This is a genomic window from Nonomuraea sp. CX421 (assembly GCF_059358955.1).
This window is the reverse complement of sequence record NZ_JCADBK010000001.1, coordinates 442,227-465,114: the sequence shown is the minus strand read 5'-3', so window position 1 is coordinate 465,114 and position 22,888 is coordinate 442,227. Positions and strand designations below refer to the sequence as shown.

23 protein-coding genes are annotated in these 22,888 nt (G+C 70.8%); 10 read left to right on the top strand and 13 right to left on the bottom strand.

The features are described from left to right. Window positions 1–12 precede the first annotated feature (12 nt). Complete coding sequence (gene kynU, locus AC5L3X_RS02150) at window positions 13–1,209, top strand: kynureninase (protein WP_494854705.1); 1,197 nt, start codon at window positions 13–15, stop codon at window positions 1,207–1,209. Here the strand turns inward: kynU and AC5L3X_RS02145 are convergent. Together AC5L3X_RS02145 and AC5L3X_RS02140 are read right to left on the bottom strand one after the other, a co-directional pair. Beyond that, window positions 1,202–1,579, bottom strand: coding sequence for an MmcQ/YjbR family DNA-binding protein (locus AC5L3X_RS02145; protein WP_189122154.1), 378 nt, complete (start codon window positions 1,577–1,579; stop codon window positions 1,202–1,204). The two genes, kynU and AC5L3X_RS02145, sit on opposite strands and share 8 nt — an antisense overlap. Further along, window positions 1,576–2,679: a DUF2293 domain-containing protein gene (locus tag AC5L3X_RS02140; protein ID WP_494854703.1), complete on the bottom strand. Its 1,104-nt coding sequence runs from the start codon at window positions 2,677–2,679 to the stop codon at window positions 1,576–1,578. Before AC5L3X_RS02140 ends, AC5L3X_RS02145 begins: the two co-directional genes overlap by 4 nt. A gap of 119 nt (window positions 2,680–2,798) precedes the next feature. Here AC5L3X_RS02140 and AC5L3X_RS02135 point away from each other — a divergent pair, with 119 nt between their 5' ends. Then, window positions 2,799–3,581: an FKBP-type peptidyl-prolyl cis-trans isomerase gene (locus AC5L3X_RS02135; protein WP_494854702.1), complete on the top strand. Its 783-nt coding sequence runs from the start codon at window positions 2,799–2,801 to the stop codon at window positions 3,579–3,581. A 72-nt stretch (window positions 3,582–3,653) separates the two neighbouring features. Here AC5L3X_RS02135 and AC5L3X_RS02130 read toward each other — a convergent pair whose 3' ends face one another. After that, window positions 3,654–3,878 (bottom strand): hypothetical protein, encoded by a 225-nt coding sequence (locus AC5L3X_RS02130; protein ID WP_494854700.1) that lies wholly within the window; start codon window positions 3,876–3,878, stop codon window positions 3,654–3,656. On the opposite strand from AC5L3X_RS02130, the gene AC5L3X_RS02125 reads away from it, so the two are divergent. Next, complete coding sequence (locus AC5L3X_RS02125) at window positions 3,877–4,374, top strand: tetratricopeptide repeat protein (RefSeq protein ID WP_494854698.1); 498 nt, start codon at window positions 3,877–3,879, stop codon at window positions 4,372–4,374. The two genes, AC5L3X_RS02130 and AC5L3X_RS02125, sit on opposite strands and share 2 nt — an antisense overlap. Here the strand turns inward: AC5L3X_RS02125 and mads6 are convergent. Beyond that, window positions 4,363–5,706: a methylation-associated defense system protein kinase MAD6 gene (mads6, locus tag AC5L3X_RS02120; RefSeq protein WP_494854697.1), complete on the bottom strand. Its 1,344-nt coding sequence runs from the start codon at window positions 5,704–5,706 to the stop codon at window positions 4,363–4,365. The two genes, AC5L3X_RS02125 and mads6, sit on opposite strands and share 12 nt — an antisense overlap. A 60-nt stretch (window positions 5,707–5,766) precedes the next feature. Here mads6 and AC5L3X_RS02115 point away from each other — a divergent pair, with 60 nt between their 5' ends. The 5 genes from AC5L3X_RS02115 to AC5L3X_RS02095 all read left to right on the top strand — a co-directional run bounded on the left by AC5L3X_RS02115 (window position 5,767) and on the right by AC5L3X_RS02095 (window position 10,266). Beyond that, complete coding sequence (locus AC5L3X_RS02115) at window positions 5,767–6,162, top strand: DJ-1/PfpI family protein (protein ID WP_494854695.1); 396 nt, start codon at window positions 5,767–5,769, stop codon at window positions 6,160–6,162. Continuing rightward, a complete protein-coding gene (locus AC5L3X_RS02110) occupies window positions 6,159–6,632 on the top strand; it encodes a MarR family winged helix-turn-helix transcriptional regulator (RefSeq protein ID WP_494854693.1) in 474 nt (157 codons plus the stop codon). Before AC5L3X_RS02115 ends, AC5L3X_RS02110 begins: the two co-directional genes overlap by 4 nt. A gap of 401 nt (window positions 6,633–7,033) precedes the next feature. Beyond that, window positions 7,034–7,279: a hypothetical protein gene (locus tag AC5L3X_RS02105; RefSeq protein ID WP_494854692.1), complete on the top strand. Its 246-nt coding sequence runs from the start codon at window positions 7,034–7,036 to the stop codon at window positions 7,277–7,279. Window positions 7,280–8,624: 1,345 nt separating this feature from the next. Further along, complete coding sequence (locus AC5L3X_RS02100) at window positions 8,625–9,302, top strand: hypothetical protein (RefSeq protein WP_494854691.1); 678 nt, start codon at window positions 8,625–8,627, stop codon at window positions 9,300–9,302. Window positions 9,303–9,891: 589 nt separating this feature from the next. Next, window positions 9,892–10,266: an STAS domain-containing protein gene (locus AC5L3X_RS02095; protein WP_494854690.1), complete on the top strand. Its 375-nt coding sequence runs from the start codon at window positions 9,892–9,894 to the stop codon at window positions 10,264–10,266. On the opposite strand, the gene AC5L3X_RS02090 is transcribed toward AC5L3X_RS02095, so the two are convergent. The 4 genes from AC5L3X_RS02090 to AC5L3X_RS02075 form a co-directional block, all read right to left on the bottom strand. Beyond that, window positions 10,172–12,439 (bottom strand): terpene synthase family protein, encoded by a 2,268-nt coding sequence (locus AC5L3X_RS02090; RefSeq protein WP_494854689.1) that lies wholly within the window; start codon window positions 12,437–12,439, stop codon window positions 10,172–10,174. The genes AC5L3X_RS02095 and AC5L3X_RS02090 overlap by 95 nt on opposite strands. Further along, on the bottom strand, window positions 12,436–13,788 hold the full coding sequence (locus AC5L3X_RS02085; protein ID WP_494854687.1) for a family 2B encapsulin nanocompartment shell protein: 1,353 nt from the start codon (window positions 13,786–13,788) through the stop codon (window positions 12,436–12,438). Before AC5L3X_RS02085 ends, AC5L3X_RS02090 begins: the two co-directional genes overlap by 4 nt. Window positions 13,789–13,857: 69 nt before the next feature. Further along, entirely contained in the window at window positions 13,858–15,264 is a 1,407-nt protein-coding gene (locus tag AC5L3X_RS02080; protein WP_189122144.1) for a family 2B encapsulin nanocompartment shell protein, read from the bottom strand. A gap of 103 nt (window positions 15,265–15,367) precedes the next feature. After that, window positions 15,368–16,417 (bottom strand): polyprenyl synthetase family protein, encoded by a 1,050-nt coding sequence (locus AC5L3X_RS02075; protein ID WP_189122143.1) that lies wholly within the window; start codon window positions 16,415–16,417, stop codon window positions 15,368–15,370. A 358-nt stretch (window positions 16,418–16,775) separates the two neighbouring features. Between AC5L3X_RS02075 and AC5L3X_RS02070 the strand changes: the two genes are divergently transcribed. Continuing rightward, complete coding sequence (locus AC5L3X_RS02070) at window positions 16,776–17,336, top strand: DUF4142 domain-containing protein (protein ID WP_189122142.1); 561 nt, start codon at window positions 16,776–16,778, stop codon at window positions 17,334–17,336. Between the two features lie 85 nt (window positions 17,337–17,421). Beyond that, complete coding sequence (locus AC5L3X_RS02065; RefSeq protein ID WP_494854686.1) at window positions 17,422–18,462, top strand: NAD-dependent epimerase/dehydratase family protein; 1,041 nt, start codon at window positions 17,422–17,424, stop codon at window positions 18,460–18,462. A 7-nt stretch (window positions 18,463–18,469) separates the two neighbouring features. Here AC5L3X_RS02065 and AC5L3X_RS02060 read toward each other — a convergent pair whose 3' ends face one another. The 5 genes from AC5L3X_RS02060 to AC5L3X_RS02040 form a co-directional block, all read right to left on the bottom strand. Beyond that, the gene (locus tag AC5L3X_RS02060) at window positions 18,470–18,850 is read right to left on the bottom strand and encodes an STAS domain-containing protein (RefSeq protein ID WP_189122140.1); all 381 of its coding nucleotides are present in this window, start codon (window positions 18,848–18,850) and stop codon (window positions 18,470–18,472) included. A gap of 124 nt (window positions 18,851–18,974) precedes the next feature. Beyond that, window positions 18,975–19,340 carry an STAS domain-containing protein gene (locus tag AC5L3X_RS02055; RefSeq protein ID WP_225261999.1) on the bottom strand — a complete coding sequence of 122 codons (366 nt, stop codon included), beginning with the start codon at window positions 19,338–19,340 and terminating at the stop codon, window positions 18,975–18,977. Beyond that, window positions 19,337–20,647, bottom strand: coding sequence for a PP2C family protein-serine/threonine phosphatase (locus AC5L3X_RS02050; RefSeq protein ID WP_494854684.1), 1,311 nt, complete (start codon window positions 20,645–20,647; stop codon window positions 19,337–19,339). Before AC5L3X_RS02050 ends, AC5L3X_RS02055 begins: the two co-directional genes overlap by 4 nt. Before the next feature lie 146 nt (window positions 20,648–20,793). Next, entirely contained in the window at window positions 20,794–21,966 is a 1,173-nt protein-coding gene (locus AC5L3X_RS02045; RefSeq protein ID WP_189122138.1) for a glycosyltransferase family 4 protein, read from the bottom strand. Then, window positions 21,963–22,802, bottom strand: coding sequence for a sulfotransferase family protein (locus AC5L3X_RS02040; RefSeq protein ID WP_494854683.1), 840 nt, complete (start codon window positions 22,800–22,802; stop codon window positions 21,963–21,965). Before AC5L3X_RS02040 ends, AC5L3X_RS02045 begins: the two co-directional genes overlap by 4 nt. Window positions 22,803–22,888 lie beyond the last annotated feature (86 nt).

The following is a 22,888-nucleotide window of genomic DNA, read 5'->3' as shown; positions in this document are numbered from 1 at the left end:
AAGAGTGACCGCATGCTCGACCGCGATCGCTGCCTCGCCCTCGACGCCGACGACCCGCTGCGGGAGTTCAGGGCGGAGTTCGTGCTCCCCGAGGGAGTCATCTACCTCGTCGGCAACTCCCTTGGCGCGCTGCCCCGCCACACCCCCGAACGGGTGCGGCGGGCGGTGGAGGACGAGTGGGGCGGCCGGCTCGTCGGCGGCTGGAACGACGCCGGCTGGTACGACCTGCCCCTCACCCTCGGCGACCGCATAGCGCCCCTCATCGGCGCGGGCCCCGGCCAGGTGGTCGTCGGCAACACCACGTCCATCGCGGTGCACCAGGCGGTGTCGGCGGCCGTCAGGCTGCGTCCCGAGCGGCGGGTGATCGTCTCCGACACGCGCAACTTCCCGACCGACCACTACATGATCCAGGGGCTGGCCCAGGCGCTCGGCGGCTACGAGATCCGCGACTTCGCCGAGGGCCGGTTCGACGACGCGGCCGTGGTGCTGCTGTCGGAGGTCGACTACCGCACCAGCGAGCGGCACGACGTGCCCGCCGTCACCGCGCGCGTGCGGGAGGCGGGAGCGCTCATGGCATGGGACGTGTGCCACAGCGTCGGCGCCCTCGACGTGGACGTCTCGGCAGCCGACTTCGCCGTGGGGTGCACGTACAAGTACCTCAACGCGGGGCCGGGCGCGCCCGCGTTCCTCTACGTCAATCCGCGCCACCACGCCGACGCGGTGAACGTGCTGTCCGGCTGGCACGGCCACGCGGAGCCGTTCGCGTTCGAGGAGGGGTACCGGCCGGCCGAGGGGATCAGGAGGTTCGCGGTGAGCACGCCGCACGTGCTGTCGATGGCGTCGCTCGACGCCGCCCTCGACATCTGGGAGCGGGTGCCGCTCGACCTGCTGCGCGCCAAGAGCATGGCGCTCGGCTCACTCTTCGTCGACCTCGTCGGAGACGCGCTGGAGCTCGCCTCGCCGGCCGACGCGGAACGGCGCGGCAGCCACGTGAGCTTCCGCCACCCCGACGGTTTCCCGGTGGTGCGAGCCCTCATCGACCGGGGCGTCCAGGGCGACTTCCGGGCGCCCGACATCCTCCGCTTCGGCATCGCGCCGCTCTACACCCGCTACGTGGACGTGTGGGACGCCGCCCACACCCTGGTCGAGGTGCTGGACAAGGAGCTGTGGAAGGACGAGAGGTACGCCCAGCGGCCGGCCGTCACGTGACCGGGCCGTCCAGCAGCCTGATCGCCCGCTTGGGCGCGATCGCCCGGTAGCTCTCCTCCACCCAGTCGATCAGCACCTCGGTCTCCGGCAGCTCGGCCAGGAACGGCACCGTCACCCACCCGGCCTTGCCCAGCCCGTAGCCGCTGGGCTTGGCGCCGGGCACGGTCAGCGCGTGCCCGTGCGCCTCCGACAGCAGCTTCACCCCGAACGTGGGATCCCACTTCTCGGTCGGCTCGTCCAGGCCGAGGAAGAGGAACACCTTCTTGTTCACCTTGATGACGGTCTCGCCCCACGGGTGGTCCTCGTGGGTCTCGGGCAGTCCGAGCGCGAACGCCCGCAATTCCTCGCGTACGTCGTGCCAGTCGTTCATACCTCTCCTCGGGACTCGACCGCTCGGGACTCGGTTGCTCGGGACTCGGTCGCTCGGGAATCGGTCGCTCGGAATTCGGCGAGTTTGGCGTCGATCCGGTGCCTGATCCGGTCGCGCGCCTCCATCCGCGGGACACCCGACATCAGCAGGGCGTCGTAGTCGGTGTCGAGATGGCGGATCGACGCGACGACGGCCAGGGTGATGGCGCCCGCATCGAGCGCTCTGGCCGCCGCCGTGCGGCCGACCCGGCCGCTGCCTCGCTGACCGGCGTGCGCGGCGATCTCCTGGGCCCGCTCGGCCGGGCAGGCCGGGAACAACCGGGCGATCTCGGCCGCCATCCGGGTCTGGAACTCGACGTCCTGCTCGGCCCTGCGCTCCCTGTCGCGCTCGCGGCGGCGCAGGCGGACCTCCTCGTCGGCCAGGCAGCGGTCCTCGGCCGCCTCCCGCGCGCGCTCCTCGACCAGCAGGCCCTGGCGCTGGTAGACCTTGCGCCGCCGGTTGTACCGGACGACCACCGCCGACAGGCCGCTCTCCTGCTTGGCCCGGCGGCTGAGCGCGGCGTTGCCCGCCGGCAGGAAGACCAGGTGGTCCATGTCCGCGCAGGTCAGGCAGTGCGGTCGGTCCTCTTCCATGATCAGATAGGGGCCGGTGTCGCGGCAGGTCGAGCACGTCCACACGTCCAGGGGGGCGACCACCACCAGGTCGGGAGCCTTGGCCTGGCGCTCGGTGAGCCGTTTCACCCGCGTCTCGCTCAGGTCGGGCGACAGCCAGTGCACGCGGAACGGCTCCTGCTCCGGCGAGGCGGTGAAGCGCAGCTCGCGCCGGTCACGGCTGCCGGCCAGATAGGGCGTGGCCACCGGCCGCAGCCCTCTGGCCTCGGCCCAGTCGCGCAGCAGGGCGGCGGTCGCGCGCAGCCGGTCGTCGTCGACCGCGGCCAGCTCGGCCAGCGTGGCGACCCGGCCCTGCCGCCACAGCTCGACGTGCCGGGTGTGCAGCCAGCGCAGCCCGGTCACCACGTCGATGAACGTCACGTACTTCTGGTTGGTCAACGCGATCTCGGCCGCCTCCGCGACCCTGCGCGCCAGATTCGGCTTTCCCACGCCCCTCAGTGTGCCGCCTCTTTGTCGTCCGATCGGCTTTCCTTTTGCCGATCGGGGCTAGGAAACAGGCCGGATCCGGCTGCCTGAGGGGACAGGCCGGGAGCTATCTGGGAGAAAACGTGCGTCTGTTCTGGCCTGCCGTGCTCGCCACCTCTGACGTACCGACCGTGACGGGCGGGTTCGGCGGCCGGCCGGTCATCGCCGTTCCCGACGCCAAGCCGGGACACACCCCCCGGGTCATGGTGCTGTCGGCGGGCGACGGCCGGCGCACGGTCCCGGGCGACGTGGTGCTGACGGACGTCTCCGTCCACGAGTGGTCCGGCGACCGGCCGTACATCAGCACGTACGACGGCCACCGGCCCGTCGCGGTCGCCTTCGACGGCCGCGACCTCCCCGGCACCTGGCACGAGGCGCTCATCGACCGGCCAGCGGGCTCGCGCGTCATGCTGATCAGCCCGGCGGCCCACGCGGCCGGGCCGGGCGTGCCGCTCACCGGGATAGCGCCCCAGGACGCGGTGGTGCTGGTCTTCGACATCATCGGCGGCTACCCGCCGGACGCGCGCCTCGTGGGCCGCCCGCTGCCGGCCGTTCCTGCCGACCTCACGCCCACCGCCGCCCCGCGCGTCCTCATCGACGGTTCCGGCGCGGAGGTCCGCCCCGGCTCGAAGGTGGTGGCGCAGTACGTGACGGCCGAATGGCCCAGCCGGCGGGTGGTGGACTCGTCCTACCGCCGCGGCGGCCCCGCCGCCTTCGACCTCGCGGCCGGGACGGCGCCCGCCGGCTGGCCGGACGCCCTCCCGGGCCGGCGGATCGGCGCCCGGCTCGCCTTCGGCGCCCCCGAGAAGGCCAGGATGTACGTCGTCGACGTGCTGGACGCGCTCGACCTCGCCGGACAGGCGTAGGCGGCCCCGGCGGCAGGAGGGACGCCGGGACCGCCTGGACCAAGGCGGGACCCACAGGGGATCCACGGGGGATCAGCCGCAGTGCTCGAACGGGCTCTCGTAACTCGTCGAGCCCGCCTTGCCACCCCACTTCACGCAGGTGTTGGCGGCCGTGGCGCGGACCGGGCCGGCGTAGAACGCGGCCACGACCGGGAGGCGCTGTCCAGGGTGCTGGCCGCCTGGACCGCCACCACCGAACAGCCAGTTCAGCGGCCGGCAGGCCCGGTCGCTCGGCCACTTCCGGCGCGCGCTGGCCATGTTCCTGGCCGCGGACGACCCGCACGGCGAGGCGTTCGTCCGCCAGGCCATCGGCCGGGTCCATCTCAGGACGGGCGAGCTCGCCCAGGCGTCGGAGTCGCTCCGCCAGGCCATGCGGCTGGCCCAGGAGCTGGGCGACTCCCACCGTGAGGGCTGTGTCTGCCTGCAGATGGGCAACCTGCACGGGGCCATGTCCTTCCACCGGCACGCGCTGGACATCACCGAGTCGCTCGGCGACCGGCACTGCCGCGCCTACGCCCTGCAGAGCATGGCCGGGCTCCAGGTCACCCGCGGCGAGCTGGCGCCCGCCTCGGCCGCGCTCGAACGGTCACTGGAGATCTTCCAGGAGCTGGGCGACCGGAGTGGCGCGGCCTCGACCACCCAGCTGCTGGGCGAGCTGCACCGCTCGGCCGGTCGCACGGTGCTCGCCCGCGACTATCTCAAGCACGCCAGCGAGCTGCGGCGCGACCTGCCCGTCCGCACGTCAGGGGCCTGACACGATGCGGCGCACCAGGCGTCGCAGGCGGGACACCTGCTGCATGCCCTGAAGCGCCTCCAGTGACTCGGCGGCGGTCGGCCGCTTGGCGGGGGAGTGGTCGAGCATGCGCTGCACCACCTCGGGCACATCGGGGCCGTGAGCGTCGGCGCTGGTCGGCAGCTGGCCGGTGAGCAGCTGGTAGGCGATCACCCCGGCCGCGTAGACGTCGGAGGCGGCCGACATCCGGTCGGACCGGTCCTGGCACTCGGGCGCCACGTAGTGGGCGTCGAGCACGTTGCTCAGCTCGTGGGCCACCGTGAAGTCGCGCGGCCCCGGCTTGGCGTAGTCGAACCCGGTCAGCACCGCGTGCCCGTCGTCGGTGACCAGCACGCAGGCCGGCGTCAACGCCCGGTGGATGACGCCGTGGGCGTGGGCGTGGGCGAGCCCGCGGAGCAGGTCCTGGATCACGCTCAGCCGGACGCCCCGGCCCAGGCTCAGCTGCAGCGTCTCGCCGTGCACGTCGTCGAGCACCAGCACGAACCGGCTCTCGTCGTCGATGGCGAAGAAGTCGCGGGAGCGCACCACGCACGGGTGCGGCGGGATCCTGGTCAGCGTCTGGTAGGCGTTGGCGATGCGCTGCCGCTCGGCGGCCCGCCACTGGTGGTCGGCGAGCGGGTCGGCCTGGTAGACGCGGAGCAGCACCGTCTCGCTGCCTGGCAGCGTGGCGTTGAAGGCCCGGTATTCGGTGACCTTGGCGTCGCCGCCGAGTTGCTCCTCGACCTCCCAGTTGCCGAACCTGGGTGGCGCGGTGCTGCGGCGTACGGTCTGGTTGAGCGCGTCGAGGATCGCGGTGAGGTAGGGCCTGATGTCGGGGCTGCAGCCGCGCCTGACCCGCGAGACGTCGCTCAGCGTGGGGATCAGGCCGGGCAGGTCGGTGACGTTGACCACGTCGCGCCCGGCGGGGTCGACCAGCTTGGCGTCGGGCGAGGTGAGCACGACGAGGCTGTCGACGTAGACGCGTTCCAGCTGGGTGGCCTTGGAGACGAGCAGGCCCTTCAGCGCTCGCGCGGTGCCTCTCAGCTTGGTGACGGGCGAGCCGTACGCCTCTCTGCGCGGGGGGAACCACCGCGAACCCGACACCTCGATGCGCCCCCGCGTGCCCTTGACGTCGACGACCACCAGCGCGTGGCCGGTGAGCACGAGCAGGTCGACCTCGAACACGTCCTCGCCGCGAGGCACCTCGACGTTGTGCAGGAGCAGCCACTCGGCCGGCGCGTGGTCTCGCAGGTATGTGATCACCCGGCGCTCGGCGTCGTTGACCGGACGTCCCCCGCCGACGATCTCTGCCATGGAGCTATCCTCGCACGGGATCTCATTGACAGCATGTTGTCGTTATGACAGCATATAGTCATGAAGAGACCGGTGCATGTAGGTATTTACGACACGATGGCCGACTGGGAGACCGGTCACACGACCGCCCACCTCCGCAGCGGACGCTTCCACCGTGAGCCCGGCGGCTACGACCTGGTCACGGTCGCACTGACGGCCGAGCCGATCACCACCATGGGCGGCTTGCGCGTCGCCCCCGACCTCGCGCTCGACCGGCTCGACCCGGCCGGCAGCGCGCTGCTGATCCTGGCCGGCGCCGACCTGTGGGACCAGGGCGACGAGCTGGCGCCGTTCGCCCGCGAGGCTCGCGAGATCCTCCGCCGTCTCGACGCGTGCCGGCCGGACGTGCTCGGCGCCTGGTTCCGGCTCCACTCCAGGAGCGACGCGTCGGCCTACGAAGTGCTCATGTCGGCATGAACGAGTCAGCCGACCTGCTCTCGGCGACCGCGTTGACCGCCTTCCGGCTCAACGGCCAGTTCCTGGACGTCTCCGAGAAGCTGGCCCGGCCGGTCGGGCTGACGGCGGCCTGGTGGCAGGTGCTCGGCGCCGTCCTGCCCGAGCCGCTGCCGGTGGCGGGCATCGCCCGCGCCATGGGCATGACCCGCCAGGGCGTGCAGCGGGTCGCCGACCTGCTGGTGGAGAAGGGGCTGGCCGAATACCGGCCCAACCCCGCGCACCGCCGCGCCAAGCTGCTCCAGCCGACCGGGGCCGGCCGGGCGGCCATCGAGAAGATCAATCCCGGCCACCAGGCGTTCGCCGACCGCCTCGTGGCCGAGCTCGGCGCCGCCGGGGCCCGGGAGTCCCTGGAGGCCCTGCGCAGGCTCTCGGCCGCCCTCGACCGCCTCGCCGAACCCGGCGCGGACGGCAAAACCGGCTATCCGGACTGACGACACCGGCATGCCGGTCGCCGGACGCCCGCGCGGGCCCGCCCGCGCCGGCGCCGGTCACGGCCGCCTGCGGAAAACGCCAGGCGATAGCCACGCCTTCACCGGCCGCATCAGTCGATCCCGGCGAACGTCCACCGGCCCGGATGGAGTTCGCCAAGCTTCGGGTGATCATGCTTAAACCGCGCGGTGGAGCGGGCCATACATTCTGTATATGACTTGGCCTCTTCGGCAGCGCGAAACTCGTGTGCCAAGAAAACGAGGCGGCTATTTGACTCCGGCCAGATCTTCTTGGGTTGCGGACCTCGTCGAGTGTCGGGATCGTTATTGACGGCACCTCACCGCCCTGCACAAACGACAATGGCGCTGGAAATTCCGCGCCCAACAAACGGAGGAAACAAATCATGATCCGTCGCATTCTCGTCGGCGCAGCCATGGCAGGCATCGCGTTCGGTTTCTCCGCTTCCGCGGCCTCCGCCGACGTCGGCCCCAACCCGGTCAACACCGGCAACAGCCTGCTGAGCCAGATCAGCATCGTGGACGACGCCTACGTGCTCAACAACGTGCTGAACGACTCGATCAAGAACATCGACGTCCTCACCATCGCGCACCTGGAGAACGTCGCCGTCGACGTCGCCAACAACAACTGACGTTCCCCCATGGCACGGACGCGAAGGTGCGTCGCCGGCTCGTCGGCCGCATGGCCGTACGAGCCGCCGAGGCCGCCATCCCTTCGCTCTCCGGGCCGGGGTGCACATGGCACGTCCATGTGCGGACCGCTGGATCTACCGTGGATTCTCGCGAGGCCACGGACCGGCTCGGTGCGCACCGAGCACGAAGCGTCTTCGGCCCGGGCCGGCCCGCTCTCTCAGCGGACCGGTCCGGGCCGCCGCCTTTCCTCCTCCAAGGCTGGTACGACCGCCCCCAGGCCGTACCGCGCCCCGTCATCCGCGACCGGTCTCACGGCGAGAACGGCGACTCCGAGGCCCTGCCCATCCAGGCCCCGGTTCACGCTCCGAGACTCCCGACTTGGAACCACCCCACCGCCCGACCTCCTCACCTCCCACCGTTACCCCTCCCCACCATCTTCCCGCCCGCGGTCGTTCTCGCCTGCGGTCCCGCCGGACCCCCGCCTGCGGTCTTCTCGCCTTCGGTCCAGTCGGACCCTTCTCACCCGCAGTCTCCCAAAGCCCTCCTCGCCCGCCGTCCTGGCAGGGCTTTTCTCGCCTGTGGTCCTCGCCGGGTCTCTTGCTCGCGGCCACCGGTTGTTCCTGGCTGGGGCCCTTTCGTGCGCTGCCGGCCGGCGTCCCCCGCGCCTTCTCGTCCGCTGGTGTCGCCCGTCGCCGGCCATCGCCCGGTGATTCAGACGGGGCATGCCGAACGCCGCTCATGGCGCGACCGACCCGGTCGGCGAGCGGTTCGCGTTGGCCTGGTGACGTGGGCACCTGGCGTGGCAGCCGCGTCCCTCGGCCTCGCAAGGGGCGTCAGCTGAAAGCCGTGCGCGCTCGGCGAGCGCCGTCAGTTGAGGCTGTGCGCGCCTCGCAGCAGCCGTCAGCGAGAGCTGTGCGCGCTCGGCGAGCGCTGGACGCGCTCGGCGAGTGACCGGCGTCGGCTCCGCGACGTGGTGGCATGACGCGGTGGCCTGCGCCCTGGCCCGCGAGAGCCGCTTGCGAGAACCGTCCGGGCCCGGCGAGAAGCGACGTGGCGCCGCCTGCGGACTGCGAGACGGGGTGTACGTCGTATTGGCAACGCTGCTTTTCGTACCACCTCAGTGGAATTATCGCCGCCTTACGCCGACGACATCTCGCAAATCTGGACCAATCACATCAAGACGACCCCCTACAAGGAATTGGGGCGCGTATTTGACTTCGGCTTAGCTCTTTCAGCTTGCGCCGTTCGGCCGTGCGGTGGATCGTTATTCGCGCCTCTCGCAACCCTGTGAGGGTGAATTAGATGACGCGCATTCAGCGCCGATTCCAACGAAGGGGAAGTAAAATGATGCGTCGCATTCTCGCCGGTGCAGCCATCGCCGGCTTCGTGATCGGGCTCTCTGCCGCGAGCGCTTCGGCGGACGTCGGCCCCAACCCCGTCAACACCGGCAACCAACTGGGGAGCCAGCTGTCGGTCATCGACGACCTCGCGCTGCTCAACAACGTGGGCAACAACTCCCTCAAGAACATTGACGTCCTCAGCATCGGGCACCTGGAGAACGTCCGGGTCTCGGCACTGAACAACAACCGTGGGACCGGCACGACCCGCACCTGCGGAGTGCGGATCTGCGACTCGACCACCACCACTCCGCCCGTCCGCACGCCGGGAACGACCACCACAACCACCACCACCGGCACGTGCACCACCACCAGGACGTGCAACACCACCACGACGTGCACGCCCGCGCCGACGTGCACCCCCGCGCCGACGTGCACGCCCGCGCCGACGTGCACGCCCGCCCCGACGTGCACCCCGCGTACCCCGGACATCATCCTGCCGTGCGTCGAGGTGCCGCCGGTCCGCGTCCCGAACGTCGTGCCCTGCACCACCACCTCCAGCACCAGCACCAGCACCAGCACCAGCACCACCCCTCGCACCTGCGCGCCCTGCACCGTGACCCCGCCCGTCCGTACCCCGGGCACCCGCGTGCCGCCGGTCCGCACGCCGAACTCGCGCTACTAGGACGACCGCGGTTCCATGCCGCAGGGTCTCGGTGCTCGCGCTCTGCGGGGGCATGAGCGCGCGCCCGCGTCCAGCGGCCAGGGGCGAACAGTAAAGAGCGGATCGCGCTGGGAGGCACCGCCTGATGGCGGCGGTGTTCCCCAGGAGCGAACCCCGGCGGGCGCAGGCCGGTGATGGCGGCTTTCGGTAGGCCGTCCGGCCCCGGCCGGTGAAGATCATCGCGAATGTGAGAGCCCCGGACTCCGGCGGCGACGAGCACCACAGTGGCGGGTGGTGTCGGCGACGCAGCCGCCGGCGCGGCCAGGTCCGTCTACAGGGCGGCCGAGCAAGGTAGTCCGCAGGGCAAGCGAACGCCCGGCTGATCGAGATATCTCGATCAGCCGGGCGTTCTGGCGTTCAGGCCGGATCTACTTAACTGTGCGCTCTAATACCACTATTTTATTGCGAATATCACGAAACAAAACACCTTTCGTGTAATCTGGTTGCGGGTTATCGTCAGCTGCTGATGGCGGTCATCCTCCCTGGTGGCAGGGCCACCGGGCGGTCCGGAGACAACCCCCACGCTCGTAGAAGAGGGGGTGTGAGGCCGGTGAGCGATGACGCGGACGTCACGCGACAACTGATCTACGAGGACGACCTCGTCCGGATCACCCTGAGCGAGGCGACAGACCCTCCCCTCCTGACGCTCGTCGGCGAGATCGACGTGACCAACAGCGAGGCGCTGAGGAGGGCGCTGACGTGCTGCCACCGGGACCGCGGGCAGGTGGACGTCGACACCGGTGAGCTGGCCTTCATCGACCTGTCGGGCCTGCGCGTGCTGATCATGCCCGCGGTGCCCCCGGCGGAGTGCTGGATAAGGCTGCACAACGTCACTGCGTACCAACGCCGACTGCTGACCCTGATGGGCTGGTATTACCGGGCGCACCCGGAATCGGGCGACCCGGCGCTGTGGGCCTTCCCCTAGCGCCGAAGACGAGGGTCGCGGCCGAGGTGCCGAGACCGGTCGGCCCACCCAGCCGCCACCGCGGCGGCTGGTGGTGGCGGCGCAGCGAGGACTCGTCATAGCGCCGGCACTCGCGATGCCAGACCAGGATCCCCGACATCCAGTGCTCCAGGTCGCGCACATAGCCGCCCAGCACGCCCCGGGCCTCCTCCGACAGCTCGAAGTCGTCGTACAGGACGGGCAGCTCGTGCTCGGCCACGTGCTGGAACTGCCGCATCCGCGACGCGATCAGGTCGGCCACCACGTCCAGCGCGGCCGGATAGCCGCAGCCGAAGAAGCTCTGCACGACCAGCACGCAGTTGTGCACCTCGCCCTCGAACTCGATCTCCTTCTGGTAGGAGAAGACGTCGTTGAGCAGGGCGGCGTAGTCCATGGCGGAGTTTTCCAGCGACCGCATCGGCCCGCTGTCGTAGATCTCGCGGGGCACCTGGTCACCGTGGCTGAGGCGGCACAGGCTGGCCGTGAGCTCGGAGCCGAACGTCTTGCGCCGCATCTCGACGTAGTCGACGGGGTCGGGGATCCGGTTCGCGGTCTGGTTGTCCAGCTCCCACAGCCAGCTGTCGATCATGTCCTCGATGGCCGTGCGGAACCTGCGCCGGGCCTCGGGCTCCATCGGCCCCGCCGTGCGCGACCACAGGTCGGCGAGGCCGCGTTCGAGCGCGCTGGCCGGAGCGGGCAGCGCGGAGCCGTCGAGCGGCATGAACAGGCGGAGCCGCTCGACGGTGATGCGGGCGGCGGCCAGGTTGCGGGTGCGGCCGAAGACGACGGGGAAGTAGTCGTCGCCGTAGGTGCCCCAGGCCAGCCAGGCCGACGACAGGTCGAGCTCCTCCAGGGAGGCGTCGGGGTGGATGCCGGCCGCGCACAGCGGCAGGTCGTAGTCGGCGATCTTCTGCTCGTCCCAGACGGCCGAGCCGGTGACCCCGGGCTGCGCCTCCAGGATGCCCATCTCGTGCGCCCAGGCGATGACGTTGGCGCGCGAGCGGTCGAGGTGGGGCGAGAGCCGGGGCTCGAACGGCATGGGCAGCTCGGGAATGCGCGAGGGCCCGACGGGCTGGTGGGGGACGTGGGTGAACGACCGGATTCGCTGGGCGCCGAGAAGCCCGGTGATCGACGCCGGGCCCAGGACGCCGCCGGTCCGGGCCCGCTCGTTCATGTAGCGGCTGGAGCGCAGGTGCCACTCGTGACCGCCCGACTGCCAGTCCTGCAGCCCCTTCACGTACGCCATCACACCCGCGCAGGAGAGCGGGTCGAGGCCCTGCGCCACGAAGAGCGGGCCCAGCTCGGTGAGGGTGGTGTGCTCGAACTGCTGGAGCCGCGAGGTGAGCAGGTCGTTGACGGCGTCGGCCGCCTCCTGGGTGGTGCAGCCGAGGAACGTCTCCAGGACCAGGACGCCGTTGCTCAGCTCGCCCTCGTCCTCGACCTCCCGCTGGTAGGAGAACAGGTCGTTGCGCAGGTGGACCCCGTCGGAGAACGCGTCGCGCAGCACCCGCATCGGCCGGGAGCCGGCGATGCGGGCGGGCACCTCGGCGCCCACGGCGTGCTCGATCAGCCCCGCCGACCACGGCGCCCCGCCGACCTTGCGCCGCATCTCGATGTACTCGACCGGGTTGGGCACCCGGTGCGCGTTGATGTTGGACAGCTCCCAGAGCGACTCGTTGAGCAGATGCCGGGTGCTCTCGGCGAAGCGGGCCCGCCAGTCGGGTGAGCGGGCGGGCACCGTGCGGGCCCACAGGTCGGCCAGCCCGGCCTCCACGGGGTTGGCCGGCTCGGGCAGGCCATCGGTCAGCTCCATGGGCATGAAGGCGGGCAACCGGTCGAGATAGGCCTTGCCGCCCTTGCGGTCGCCCGACCGCTTGAACGTCTCCAGGAAGTGGTCGTCGAAGAAGAACACCCACACGTACCAGTCGGTGACCAGACTCAGCTCGGGTCCGTCGCAGTCGGGATGGGTGTAGGCGCACAGCAGGGCGTAGTCGTGGGCGCGCAGGTCGTCGAGGGTCCAGATGCCCGAGCCCTCCAGCATCCCCATGTCGCGGGCCCAGCGCTCGGAGTGCTCTCTGGCCTCCTGTACGTGCGGGTTGAGCCGAGCGGGATACGGCTGGTAGAAGTCGGGCAGTTCGAAGGGCTGACCGCTCAAGTGGTGGCTCCGATCTCGACGTGGTCCAGCATGCCGAGCGCGTCGGGCACCAGGACCGCGACGGAGTAGTAGGCGCTGACCAGGTAGGTGACGATGGCCCGCTCGTCGATGCCCATGTCGCGGACACTGAGGCCGGGCTCGCGCTCGCCGGGCAGGCCGGTCTGCCGCAGGCCGACGACGCCCTGATCGGCCTCGCCCGTCCTGAACGCGAGGATCGAGGTGGTGCCGCGGCGGGTGACCGGCAGCTTGTCGCACGGCAGGATCGGCACGCCCCGCCAGCCGGGCACCGTCCTGCCCTCGACGTCGACGGGCTGCGGGTAGACGCCCAGCCGGCTGCACTCGCGGCCGAAAGCGGCGATGGCGAGCGGATGGGCGAGCAGATAGCGGGTCTTCTTGCGGCGGGTGAGCAACTCGTCGATGTCGTCGGGGGTAGGCGGGCCGCCTCGGCTGGGCAGCCGCTGACGGGGGTCGACGTTGTGCAGCAGCCCGAAGTCGGGATTGGTGAGCAGCTCGCGCTCCTGCGACTCGCGCACCGCCTCGACGGTCAGCCTGAGCTGCTCCTGGGTCTGGTCGATCGGTTCGCTGAACAGGTCGGCGACCCGGGTGTGCACCCGGAGCACCGCCTGGGAGACGCTCAGCTCGTAGGTGCGGGGGCTGAGCTCGTAGTCGACGAACGTGCCCGGCAGCGTGGGCTCGCCCCGGTGGCCGGCGGCCAGCTCGACGGCCGCCTCGCCGTACTTGTTGCGTGGTCTGGCCGTCGCGGCCCGGTGCCGTGCGAGGTGGTCCCGGAGGGACGGCGAGCGGTCCGCCGCCACCCGGAACACCTCCCACGGCAGCGCCAGCACCGTGCACGGGGTGCGGGCCTCCAGGGTGAACCGCCAGCGCGCCTGCGGCGACGGGGGGTCGCCCCCGGCGTGGTCGCCGTCGGACAGCGTCGCCCGCACGACGCTGTCGCCGTACTGGCCGGTCTGGAGTTTGGCGGCGCGGCCGTGCACGATCAGGAGCAGGCTGCCGGCCGGCTCGCCGGCCCGCGCGATCGTCTCGCCCCGGTCGAACTCCCGCTGCTCGAACAGCCCGGCGAGCGTGTCGAGCACCGCGGCGTCGTCGAACCCGCGCAGCAGCGGCAGCTCGGTCAGACTCGGCGGAACCACCCGTACGCGGGAGCCCGCACTCGTGAAACTCACCCGGCCGCCGCCCACCGGGTAGCTGAGCCGCCGGTTGACCCGGTAGCTTCCGCCGGCCACCTCGACCCAGGGGAGCACCCGCAGCAGCCAGCGCGGGGAGATCTCCCGCATCTGCGCGACCGTCTTGGTCGTCGTGGCGAGCGTACGCGCCGCCGCGGTGTCCAAGCTCAGCCGTGTGTCTCTCTGGTCCCGCTCCGTCACACCGAACACCGCCAATCTCCAGACCCCGGTTGTCTAGTCCTCGCGACCGATCTCGACGTCCTCGAGGACGCCGAGCGCGTCGGGCACCAGGACGGCGGCCGAGAAGTAGGCGGTGACGAGGTAGGACATGACGGCCTGCTCGTTGATGTTCATGAACCGGACCGACAGGCTCGGTTGGTACTCGTCTGGGATGCCCGTCTGGTGCAGGCCGACGACCCCCTGGTTCTCCTGACCGGTGCGCATGAGCAGGATGGAGCTGGTGCGGGTGTCGGTGACCGGGATCTTGTTACAGGGGAAGATCGGCACCCCCCGCCAGGCCGGCACCCGGTGCCCGTTGACCTCGCTGGCCTGCGGGTAGAGCCCACGCTTGGAGCACTCCCTGCCGAAGGCCGCGATGGTCTGCGGGTGGGCCAGGAAGAAGGCCGGTTCCTTCCACACCTTGGACAGCAGGTCGTCGAGGTCGTCGGGGGTGGGCGGGCCGGTGCGGGTGCGGATGCGCTGGCTGAAGTCGGCGTTGTGCAGCAGGCCGAAGTCGCGGCTGTTGATCAGCTCGTGCTCCTGCCGCTCGCGCAACGCCTCGATGGTCAGCCGGAGCTGCTGGTCGAGCTGGCTCATCGGCTGGTTGTAGAGGTCGGAGACCCGGGTGTGGACCCGCAGGATCGTCTGCGCGACGCTCAGCTCGTATTCGCGGGGGCTTGACTCGTAGTCGACGAACGTGCCGGGGAGCGTCGGCTCGCCGGAGTGCCCGGACGACATCTCGATCGCGGCCTCGCCGTAGTCGTTCTGGGCCTTGCCGCCGCAGTCGCGCAGCCGGTCGAGGTGCTCGCGCAGCTCGGGCGACCGGTCGAGGATCTGCTGGAAGTCCTGGCGGGACAGCGTGAGCACGGTGCACGAGGTCATCGCCTTCGCGGTGAAGCCGAAGCGGCCGGGGTCGGTCAGCAGGCTCTCACCGAGGTAGTCGCCGTCGGCCAGCACCCCGAGGCTCTGCTCGTCGCCATAGGCGCCGTGCCCGATCTTGACCACCTTGCCGTGCGCGATCAGGACGAGCTGGTCGACCGGGCCGTCCTCGGCGACGATCGCCTGGCCGGGCTCGCACTCGCGCTGGGTGAAACGGTCGGCGAGGGCTTCGAGGATCTCCATGTCGTCGAAGCCGCGTAGCGGGGGCAACTCGGTCAGCTCGGCGGGGATGACCCGCACCTCGGCGCCCGTCGTGGTGAACGTGATGCGGCCGTCGCCCAGGGTGTAGGTGAGCCGGCGGTTGACCCGGAAGACGCCACCGGCGGTCTGCACCCACGGCAGCAGTCTCAGCAGCCAGCGGGAGGTGATCTCCTGCATCTGCGGAGGGGTCTTGGTGGTCGTGGCGAGATTGCGCGCGGCGTCGGTGCCGAGGCTGAGCTGCTGCTGGCCGTTGGGCGCGGTTGATTCGGTCGTTTCGGTCATGCTGCATCACCCATCTTGATCTGTAGGGCCTGGCCGGGGACTGCTGGAACGTTCCAGGGCGCGTGGAGACGCCGGGGGCGCTCGGGCGATGAGGTTGCTCCTTCTAGCGATCGCGGTGGGCGAGCTGGACGGCGAGCACGGTGAGCGCGCTGCGCGCCTCGGGGGCGAGCGGCGCGAGCGCGAGCGCGTCGGTGGCCATCCGGACGCGGTCGTCGATCATGTCCTCGACCTCGGCCAGCGCGCCGGTCACGCGGATGATCTGACGCAACTCGGCGGCGTGCTCCTCGGTCAGCTCGGGATGGCCGTGCCAGGCGCGCAGGTAGGCCTGCTGGACGGGCGTCGCCCGCTGCACGGCGTGCGCGAACAGCACCGTGTGCTTGCCCTCGCGCAGGTCGTCGAGCGCCGACTTGCCCGTCTCGGCCGACGAGCCGAACGTGCCCAGCACGTCGTCGCGGAGCTGGAACGCCTCGCCGAGCGGCAGGCCGAAGCGGGAGTAGGAGTCGAGCAGCGCGGGCGACGCGCCGGCCAGCGCGCCGCCGATCTGCAGTGGGCGCTCGACGGTGTACTTGGCCGTCTTGTAGCGGATGACCGTGAGCGCCTCGCGTACGGTGGAGCCGGATCTGAGCTGGGCCAGCATGTCGAGGTATTGACCGCTGATGACCTCGCTGCGCATGGCGTCGAACAGGTGGTGGGCGGCGCGCAGCCGCCCGGGCTCCACCCCGCAGGACGACAGCAGGGCGTCGGACCAGGCCAGGCTGAGAGTGCCGAGCAGGATGCCGCCGGCCTGGCCGAAACTCTCGGCGCCCGGCCCCTCGTGCAGTCGCGACAGGCTGCGGTGGACGGTCGCCTGGCCGCGGCGCAGGTCGCTGCCGTCCATGATGTCGTCGTGGATGAGCAGCCCGGCGTGGCACAGCTCCAGCGCCGCCGCCGCGCTGATGATCTCGTCGCAGTCGTCGCCGCCGGCCCCGCGCCAGCCCCAGTAGCACAACTGCGGCCGGATGCGCTTGCCGCCGTTGAGGATGAAGCCGGTCAGCAGTTGGTAGGCCGCCACCACGTCGGGGTCGCTGACCGGGGCGCGCCACGACTCGAGGAACCGGCCCAGCCGATCGTCGATGCGTGGTCCCACAAGGTTGTGCGTGAAGCCGACCGTCATGGCACACCACTCCTCCCGCAAAGATTTCGCTACGTGTAGTTACTCATTCAATACGGAGCGTGTAAAGCCTCTGGCGTCACTGGAGTAATGATCGGTCCCAGCAGCACACGCGGCGCGGGGCGCCGGGCGTCCGGACGGGTGACGAAAGCGGCTCCGGCCGACGTTGCCGGAGACGTGCGAACGGCGGTCAAGGGCGTCCATGACCAGGGCAACCTCTGCGGTCCCAACGCCAACGTCCGCCCATGAGAGATGCGGCAGGCGGCCGAAGCGCTGGACGCGACGACTACCCGGCGTATAGGCAGTGTGCCTAGTCGTAGTCGATCGTCGCCTGCTTCAGACCGATGGGGATCCCATGTCCATGCGCCGCTCATACCTGGGCCTGCTCGCCGCCGCCCTCGCCGTCACCGCCTCCGCAGGATGCGGAGGCTCCGTCACCACCGCCGGCACGGGCCTCGCGGCCTCCTCGCCGACCGCCACCAGCGCGGTGCAGCCCTCCGACCGTGACAAGACGTGGCTTCGGAAGACCCACCGGGGCAACCTGGCCGAGATCGGGGCGGGCCGGCTGGCCGAGCAGAAGGGCACCTCGCAGCAGGTCAAGTCGATCGGCGAGATGCTGGTCAAGGACCACGGCGAGCTCGACAAGCAGGTCGTGGAGCTCGCCGGCAAGCTGGGGGTCAAGCTGCCGGAGGGCATGTCCGAGGACCAGCGCGCGCAGGCCAAGAAGCTGGCGAACGCCTCGTCGGCCCAGTTCGACCGCGAGTTCGTCACGCAGATGACCGCGGCGCACAAGGTCGCGATCGCCGCCACCAAGCAGGAGATCGACCGGGGCTCCTCGCCGGAGGTCGTGGCGCTGGCCAAGTCCGCGCTGCCCGCTCTGGAGGACCACCTGTCCCTGCTGGAGAAGGCGGCGGGTTCCTGACGCGGATCCCGGTCGCCGCGGGGCCATCGGGACAACACGCGAAACGTCCGGTTTCGGGCCACTGAGCAGGGGCAGCGGGGGACGCATGAAAGTGGTCGTGGTGGGGGCGACGGGGAATGTCGGCACCAGTGTGGTGCGGGCGCTGGAGGCCGACGGCGAGGTGACCTCCATCGTGGGGGTCGCCCGGCGGATGCCGAGCTGGCGCGGCGGACGTACCGAGTGGCGGCGCGCCGACGTGGTCACCGACGACCTGACGCGGATCTTCGACGGCGCCGACGCGGTGGTGCACCTCGCCTGGCTCTTCCAGCCGACCAGGGACGCCACCGTCACCTGGCGGGCGAACGTGCTGGGCAGCATGCGCGTCTTCCGGGCGGTGGCCGAGACGGGGGTGCCCGCCCTGGTGCACGCCTCGTCGGTCGGCGCGTACTCGCCGGGGCCCAAGGACCGCGCGGTGGACGAGAGCTGGCCGACCCATGGCTGGCCGGGAGCCGCGTACGGCCGCGAGAAGGCCTACGTCGAGCGGGTGCTGGACGTCTTCGAGAATGACCATCCCGGCATCCGGGTGGTGCGGATGCGGCCCGGCTTCATCTTCAAGCGGGAGGCCGCGACCGAGCAGCGCCGCCTGTTCGCGGGCGCGCTCGTGCCGCGGCGGCTGATCCGGCCCGGCCGGATCCCGTTCGTGCCCGACATTCCGGGGCTTCGGCTGCAGGCCCTGCACGCCGACGACGCGGGCGAGGCCTTCCGGCTGGCCGTCACGCGGCCGGTGAGCGGGGCGTTCAACCTGGCGGCCGATCCGGTGCTCGACCCGGCCGAGCTGGCCCGGCTGCTCGGCGCCCGGACGGTGCCGGTCTCCGCCTGGGTGGCCAGGAGCGCGATGGCCGCGGGCTGGCACCTGCGGCTGCTGCCCGCCGCGCCGGGGTTGCTGGAGCTGGTGCTGCAGATCCCGATCATGAACATGGACCGGGCCCGCGACGTGCTGGGGTGGACGCCGAGGCATACGGCGGGCGAGGCCGTACAGGAGCTCATGGGGGGGCTGCACGACGGAGCCGGGCTGGACACGCCGCCGCTCGCGCCGCGTGGCGAGCCGGCCGGGGAGATCCACGCCGGAGCGGGAGTGTGGCCGTAGGGGCCGGTCAGGCGACGCTGCCGCCGTTGTCGGGGGCCGGCGGAGCGAGGACGATGGTCAGGGCCTCCTCGACCGTCGCGTGCACGGGCAGGTGAGCGTCGATCCGGGTGATCTGCACCATCCGGGCGGGCATCGGCCGGAGCGCGGCCAGGCGAATGCTGCCGCCGTGCCGGACACAGTGGGTGTAGGCGTTGAGCAGCACCCTTAACCCCGAGCTGTCGAGAAAGCACACCTCGGTCATGTCGAACACGAGATGGTCGTCGGGCCGCTGGCGCGACTCGTCGATGAAGCTCTCCAGCCGGTCGGCGTTGGTGGCGTCGAGGTCGCCGCCCACAGCGATCACCGTGACGCCCGGGAGGTGCTGGCAGGCGTAGGTCAGCCACGACATCTGGTGCCCCGGGCGTCGGGCAACGGTGTTGGACTGTAGGTCGCCATGGACGAACGATAGCCCTTCGGGGCGCGCCGATCGCGGTGTACCGGGTCCCGGTTTGGCGGCGAGCCGCCGGGACGGCTCAGTCGCTCTCCGCGACGGCGGCGGTGGCCTGATCGGCGCTCGGGTACAAGGGGAACGCCTGGGACAGACCGGTCATCCGGAAGATGCGTTCGAGCCGCGAGGTGAGCCCGGCCAGGGCGATCGAGCCCCCGCGTTCCAGCATGAGCTTGCGGAAGATGAGGAAGACGCGGATGCCGGTGGAATCGCAGAACTCCAGGCCGCTCAGGTCCAGCACGAGGTTGCGGTGCTCTGGGGCGAGCACGCCCTCGATGTCGGAGCGAAGCTCCGCGGCGTTGATGTAGTCGAGCTCGCCGGTCAGGGACAGGACGCAGACTCCCGCGCCGGTGTCGGCCGAGACCTGCGTCATGTGAACGGGTGCGGTCACCGGGAGTGCCTTTTCACGATCGGAGGTACGGTCAGGGCCAGGACGGCCGTGTCGTCGGTCAGGCCGGGGCCGAAGGTCGAGAGTGTGTCCTCGAACTGCTCCACCATGGCCTCGGCGGACTGCCCGGCGAGTTTGGCGGCCAGACCCATCAGGCTGTCCTCACCGTACATGTGCCCGGCTCGGGTCCGAGCCTCGGTGAGCCCGTCGGTGTAGAGGAGCAGCCCGTCGCCGGGCTCCAGCCGCGTGTTCGCGACGGCGAAGTGGGCCTCGGGCAGCAGCCCGACCAGCATGCCGCCCTCGGTGTGCAGGGCGTCGACGGCGCCGCTGGACCGCACCGCGAGGGCGGGCGGATGACCGCCTCCGGCCAGGCTGACCTCGACCCCGTCGCGGCCGGGCGTGAGCACGCCGTAGACGACCGTGCAGTAGCAGGGGTCGGCGCCGAGATACTCGTCGAGCAGCACCGCGTTCAGGTTGGCCAGCGCGGCGCGCGGGTCGCCGTCGTAGACGGCGGCGGCGCGCAGGGTGTGCCGGGCCAGGGCGGTCACCACGGCCGCCTCGGAGCCCTTGCCGCACACGTCGCCGAGGAAGAACGCCCAGCGGTCCTCGTCCAGGCGGAAGACGTCGTAGAAGTCGCCGCCCACCTGGTCGGCCGAGGCCACGTGGTAGAGCGTGGCGATGTCGAGCCCCGGCACCTTCGGCGGCGACGGCGGCAGCAGCACCCTGCGCAGCGTCGAGGTCAGCAGCTCCAGCCGTCGGCGCTCGGCCTCGGCCTGCTCGCGCAGCCTGCGTTCCAGGGCGACCGTGTTCATGGCCGACAGGCGCAGCTCCAGCTCACCGGCCACCACGGCGGCGAGGTCGGTCAGGGTCCGCATCTCCTGGAAGGTGGTCTCGCGCGGCTGGTCGCCCAGCACGTTGACGGTGCCCAGCCGGTGGCCGTCGGCCGTGATGATCGGGGCGGCGGCGTAGAAGCGCACGCCGAGCTGGCTCACCAGGGGGTTCGCGGCGGTCCGCGGGTCGGTCAGGGCGTCGGACACGCTGTAGGGGTCGGACTGCAGGATCACCGACGCGCAGAGCCCGGGGTGGCGGGGGATCTGGCAGAGCCCCTCGGGCAGGCCGGTGTGCGCCCTGAACCAGACGTGGTCCTCGCCCACGATCGTCACCGAGGCCATGGGCACGTCGAAGACCCGGGCGGCGAGCAGGGCGATCCGGTCGAATGTGCCGTCGGGTGGCATGTCCAGAATCCGGTAACGGCGCACCGCCGCCAGTCTCGCCGTCTCCACTTCGGGGTCGATCAGCGTTGCCGTCATATGGTCGCGGTCACCGTTTCTTAGAGGAGTCTCCCCAAAAGTGTACTAAAACCTCAAAAATGCAGATGTCTACCGTTAATGGAGATAACTTCGCTTGAGTAGTGCACATATCGAGCATACGGCCAGCTCGGCGGCGTTGTGATCGGTCAACTGGTCCAGTGGGTGTCGATGATCGGCTCCCGGGAGAGAAGCTCGGAGAAAAGGTCCTCCCAAAGCGGCATGATGACGTCGGGCGCGTAGTTCAGGGCGGTCTGCGCGGCCGCCGCGCCGATGCGCAGGCGCAGCTCGCGGTCGCCCATCAGCCGGTCGAGGGCCGCGGCCAGCCCGTCGACGTCCTCGGGCGGCACGAGCAGCCCGTCGACCTCGGGCGTCAGGACGTCGGCCGGGCCCGTCGGGCAGTCGAACGCCGCCACCGGCAGGCCCTGACCCATCGCCTCGATCATCACCATCGGCAGCCCCTCGAAGCGGGACGACAGCGCGTAGATCGACGCGTTCGCGAGCTCCTTGTCCAGCCGGTCGGTACGCCCCATCAGCCGGATCCGGTCGCCCATCTCGTGCTCCTCGATGAGCGAGGCCAGGTGGTCCTTCTTCGGACCCGAGCCGAAGATGCGCAACTGCCAGCCGGGATGCCGCTCGGCTGCCCTGGCGAACGCGGGGATGAGCAGGTCGTAGCCCTTCTGCCGGACCAGCCGCCCGGCCGTCACCACGATCGGGTCGGTCTGCCGGGACGGCTCGTGCGAAAGGTGGACGGCGTTGGGGATGCGCACGACGGGCGTGCGGGGCAGCAGCGCGCGGTATTCGCGCTGGTTGGTCTTCGTGAGCACGACCACGGCGTCGAAGCGGCCGTAGTAGCGGGCGATCTCCTTGCGGACCGGCTCGGGATAGGCGGCCAGGTTCATGTGGTCCTGCGCCACCCTGATGACGCCCTTGGGAGTGCGGCGGGCGGAGATCAGGTTGAGGGCCGGCCGGGTGGTCACCAGGATGCCGTCGTCGAGGCCGGACACGTAGTCGATGACCGCCTTCTCCACCCGCTCGGTGAAGTATTCGGCGGCGAACTCGCCCCACGGGACCATCTTGCCCCGCAGCCGCCGCCACACCTTGCGGCCCAGCGAGTCGGCGAGGATCCGCTCACGCTGGTCGACCAGCGTCACGATCTTCACCCGGGAGTCGAGGCCGAACTGCGGGGCGTTGCGCCGGCGGATGACGCTGACGATCTCCACCTGGTGGCCGAGCTCCGCCATCGCGCCCGCCTGGTTGAACACCGTGCGGATCGTGCCGCCCAGTCCGTACGCGTGCAACAGCAGATAGCGGATCTTCACAGGTAACCCCAGCTTTGGCACATCGGCTTGAGGATCTCGGGGATCTCCTCGGGCGTAGGGAGATCGCGGCCGGGCTGCACCGTGCCCGAGCGGATCTTGTCCTGCCAGTCGCCCAGCCCCTTGCGGATGACGCCCGGCTGCCCGTAGTCGAGCATCTCGGGTGCCCACGGAATGGAGAGGAACTCGCAGATGGCCCGCGTCTCGCGCTCGGGATCGGTGGTCAGGCTCTCGTAGCGCACGGTCAGGCCGGTCAGCCCCTTGCGTGCCCGCTGCACCGCCTTCATGTAGCGCAGGGCGTCGGCCGCGGCCTCGGCCCGGGTGCGCTTGTCGGGGCTGGCCTCGTACCAGGAGGTGGCGATGGAGGCGGGGTGACGCAGCAGGAAGACGAAGCGGGCGTCGGGCCAGCAGGTGGCGATGCGCTGGTAGGCGAAGGAGTTGGCGGGGGTCTTGTCCACGATGTACTGCTTGCCGCTTCGTACCAGCTCGCGATGGAGCACGCGGTCCCACAGCAGGTGTTCGAGGTCGGCCTGGTTGTGGCCGAGCGCTTCCATGGCCTTGCGGGCCAGGGAGGTGCCGAAGCCGACGCTGAGGCGGCGTACGTGGAGCTCGTGCGGCGCGTGCAGGAGCGGGTGGGCGTCGAGCATCGCGCGCAGCAGGGTGGAGCCGGAGCGCACGGGTGACAGGATGAACACCGGCTCGGTGAGAAGTCTGTCGGTGGCGGGATCCGCGGGCGGCCTGACCGCGCTCTCGGGCGGTGGAATGGCCTTCCTGACCCGCTCGAAACGGACACCCGCGTATCTGCCGAGCGCCGAGTTGAGCTTTGTCTGCCAGGTCATGCGGATGAAGGCTACCCAGAAAACCTGGGCATTCCCTGGGAGCGGCCCCTCGCCTACGGTCGTGGTGGGGTTTGCGGGCAGGAGGG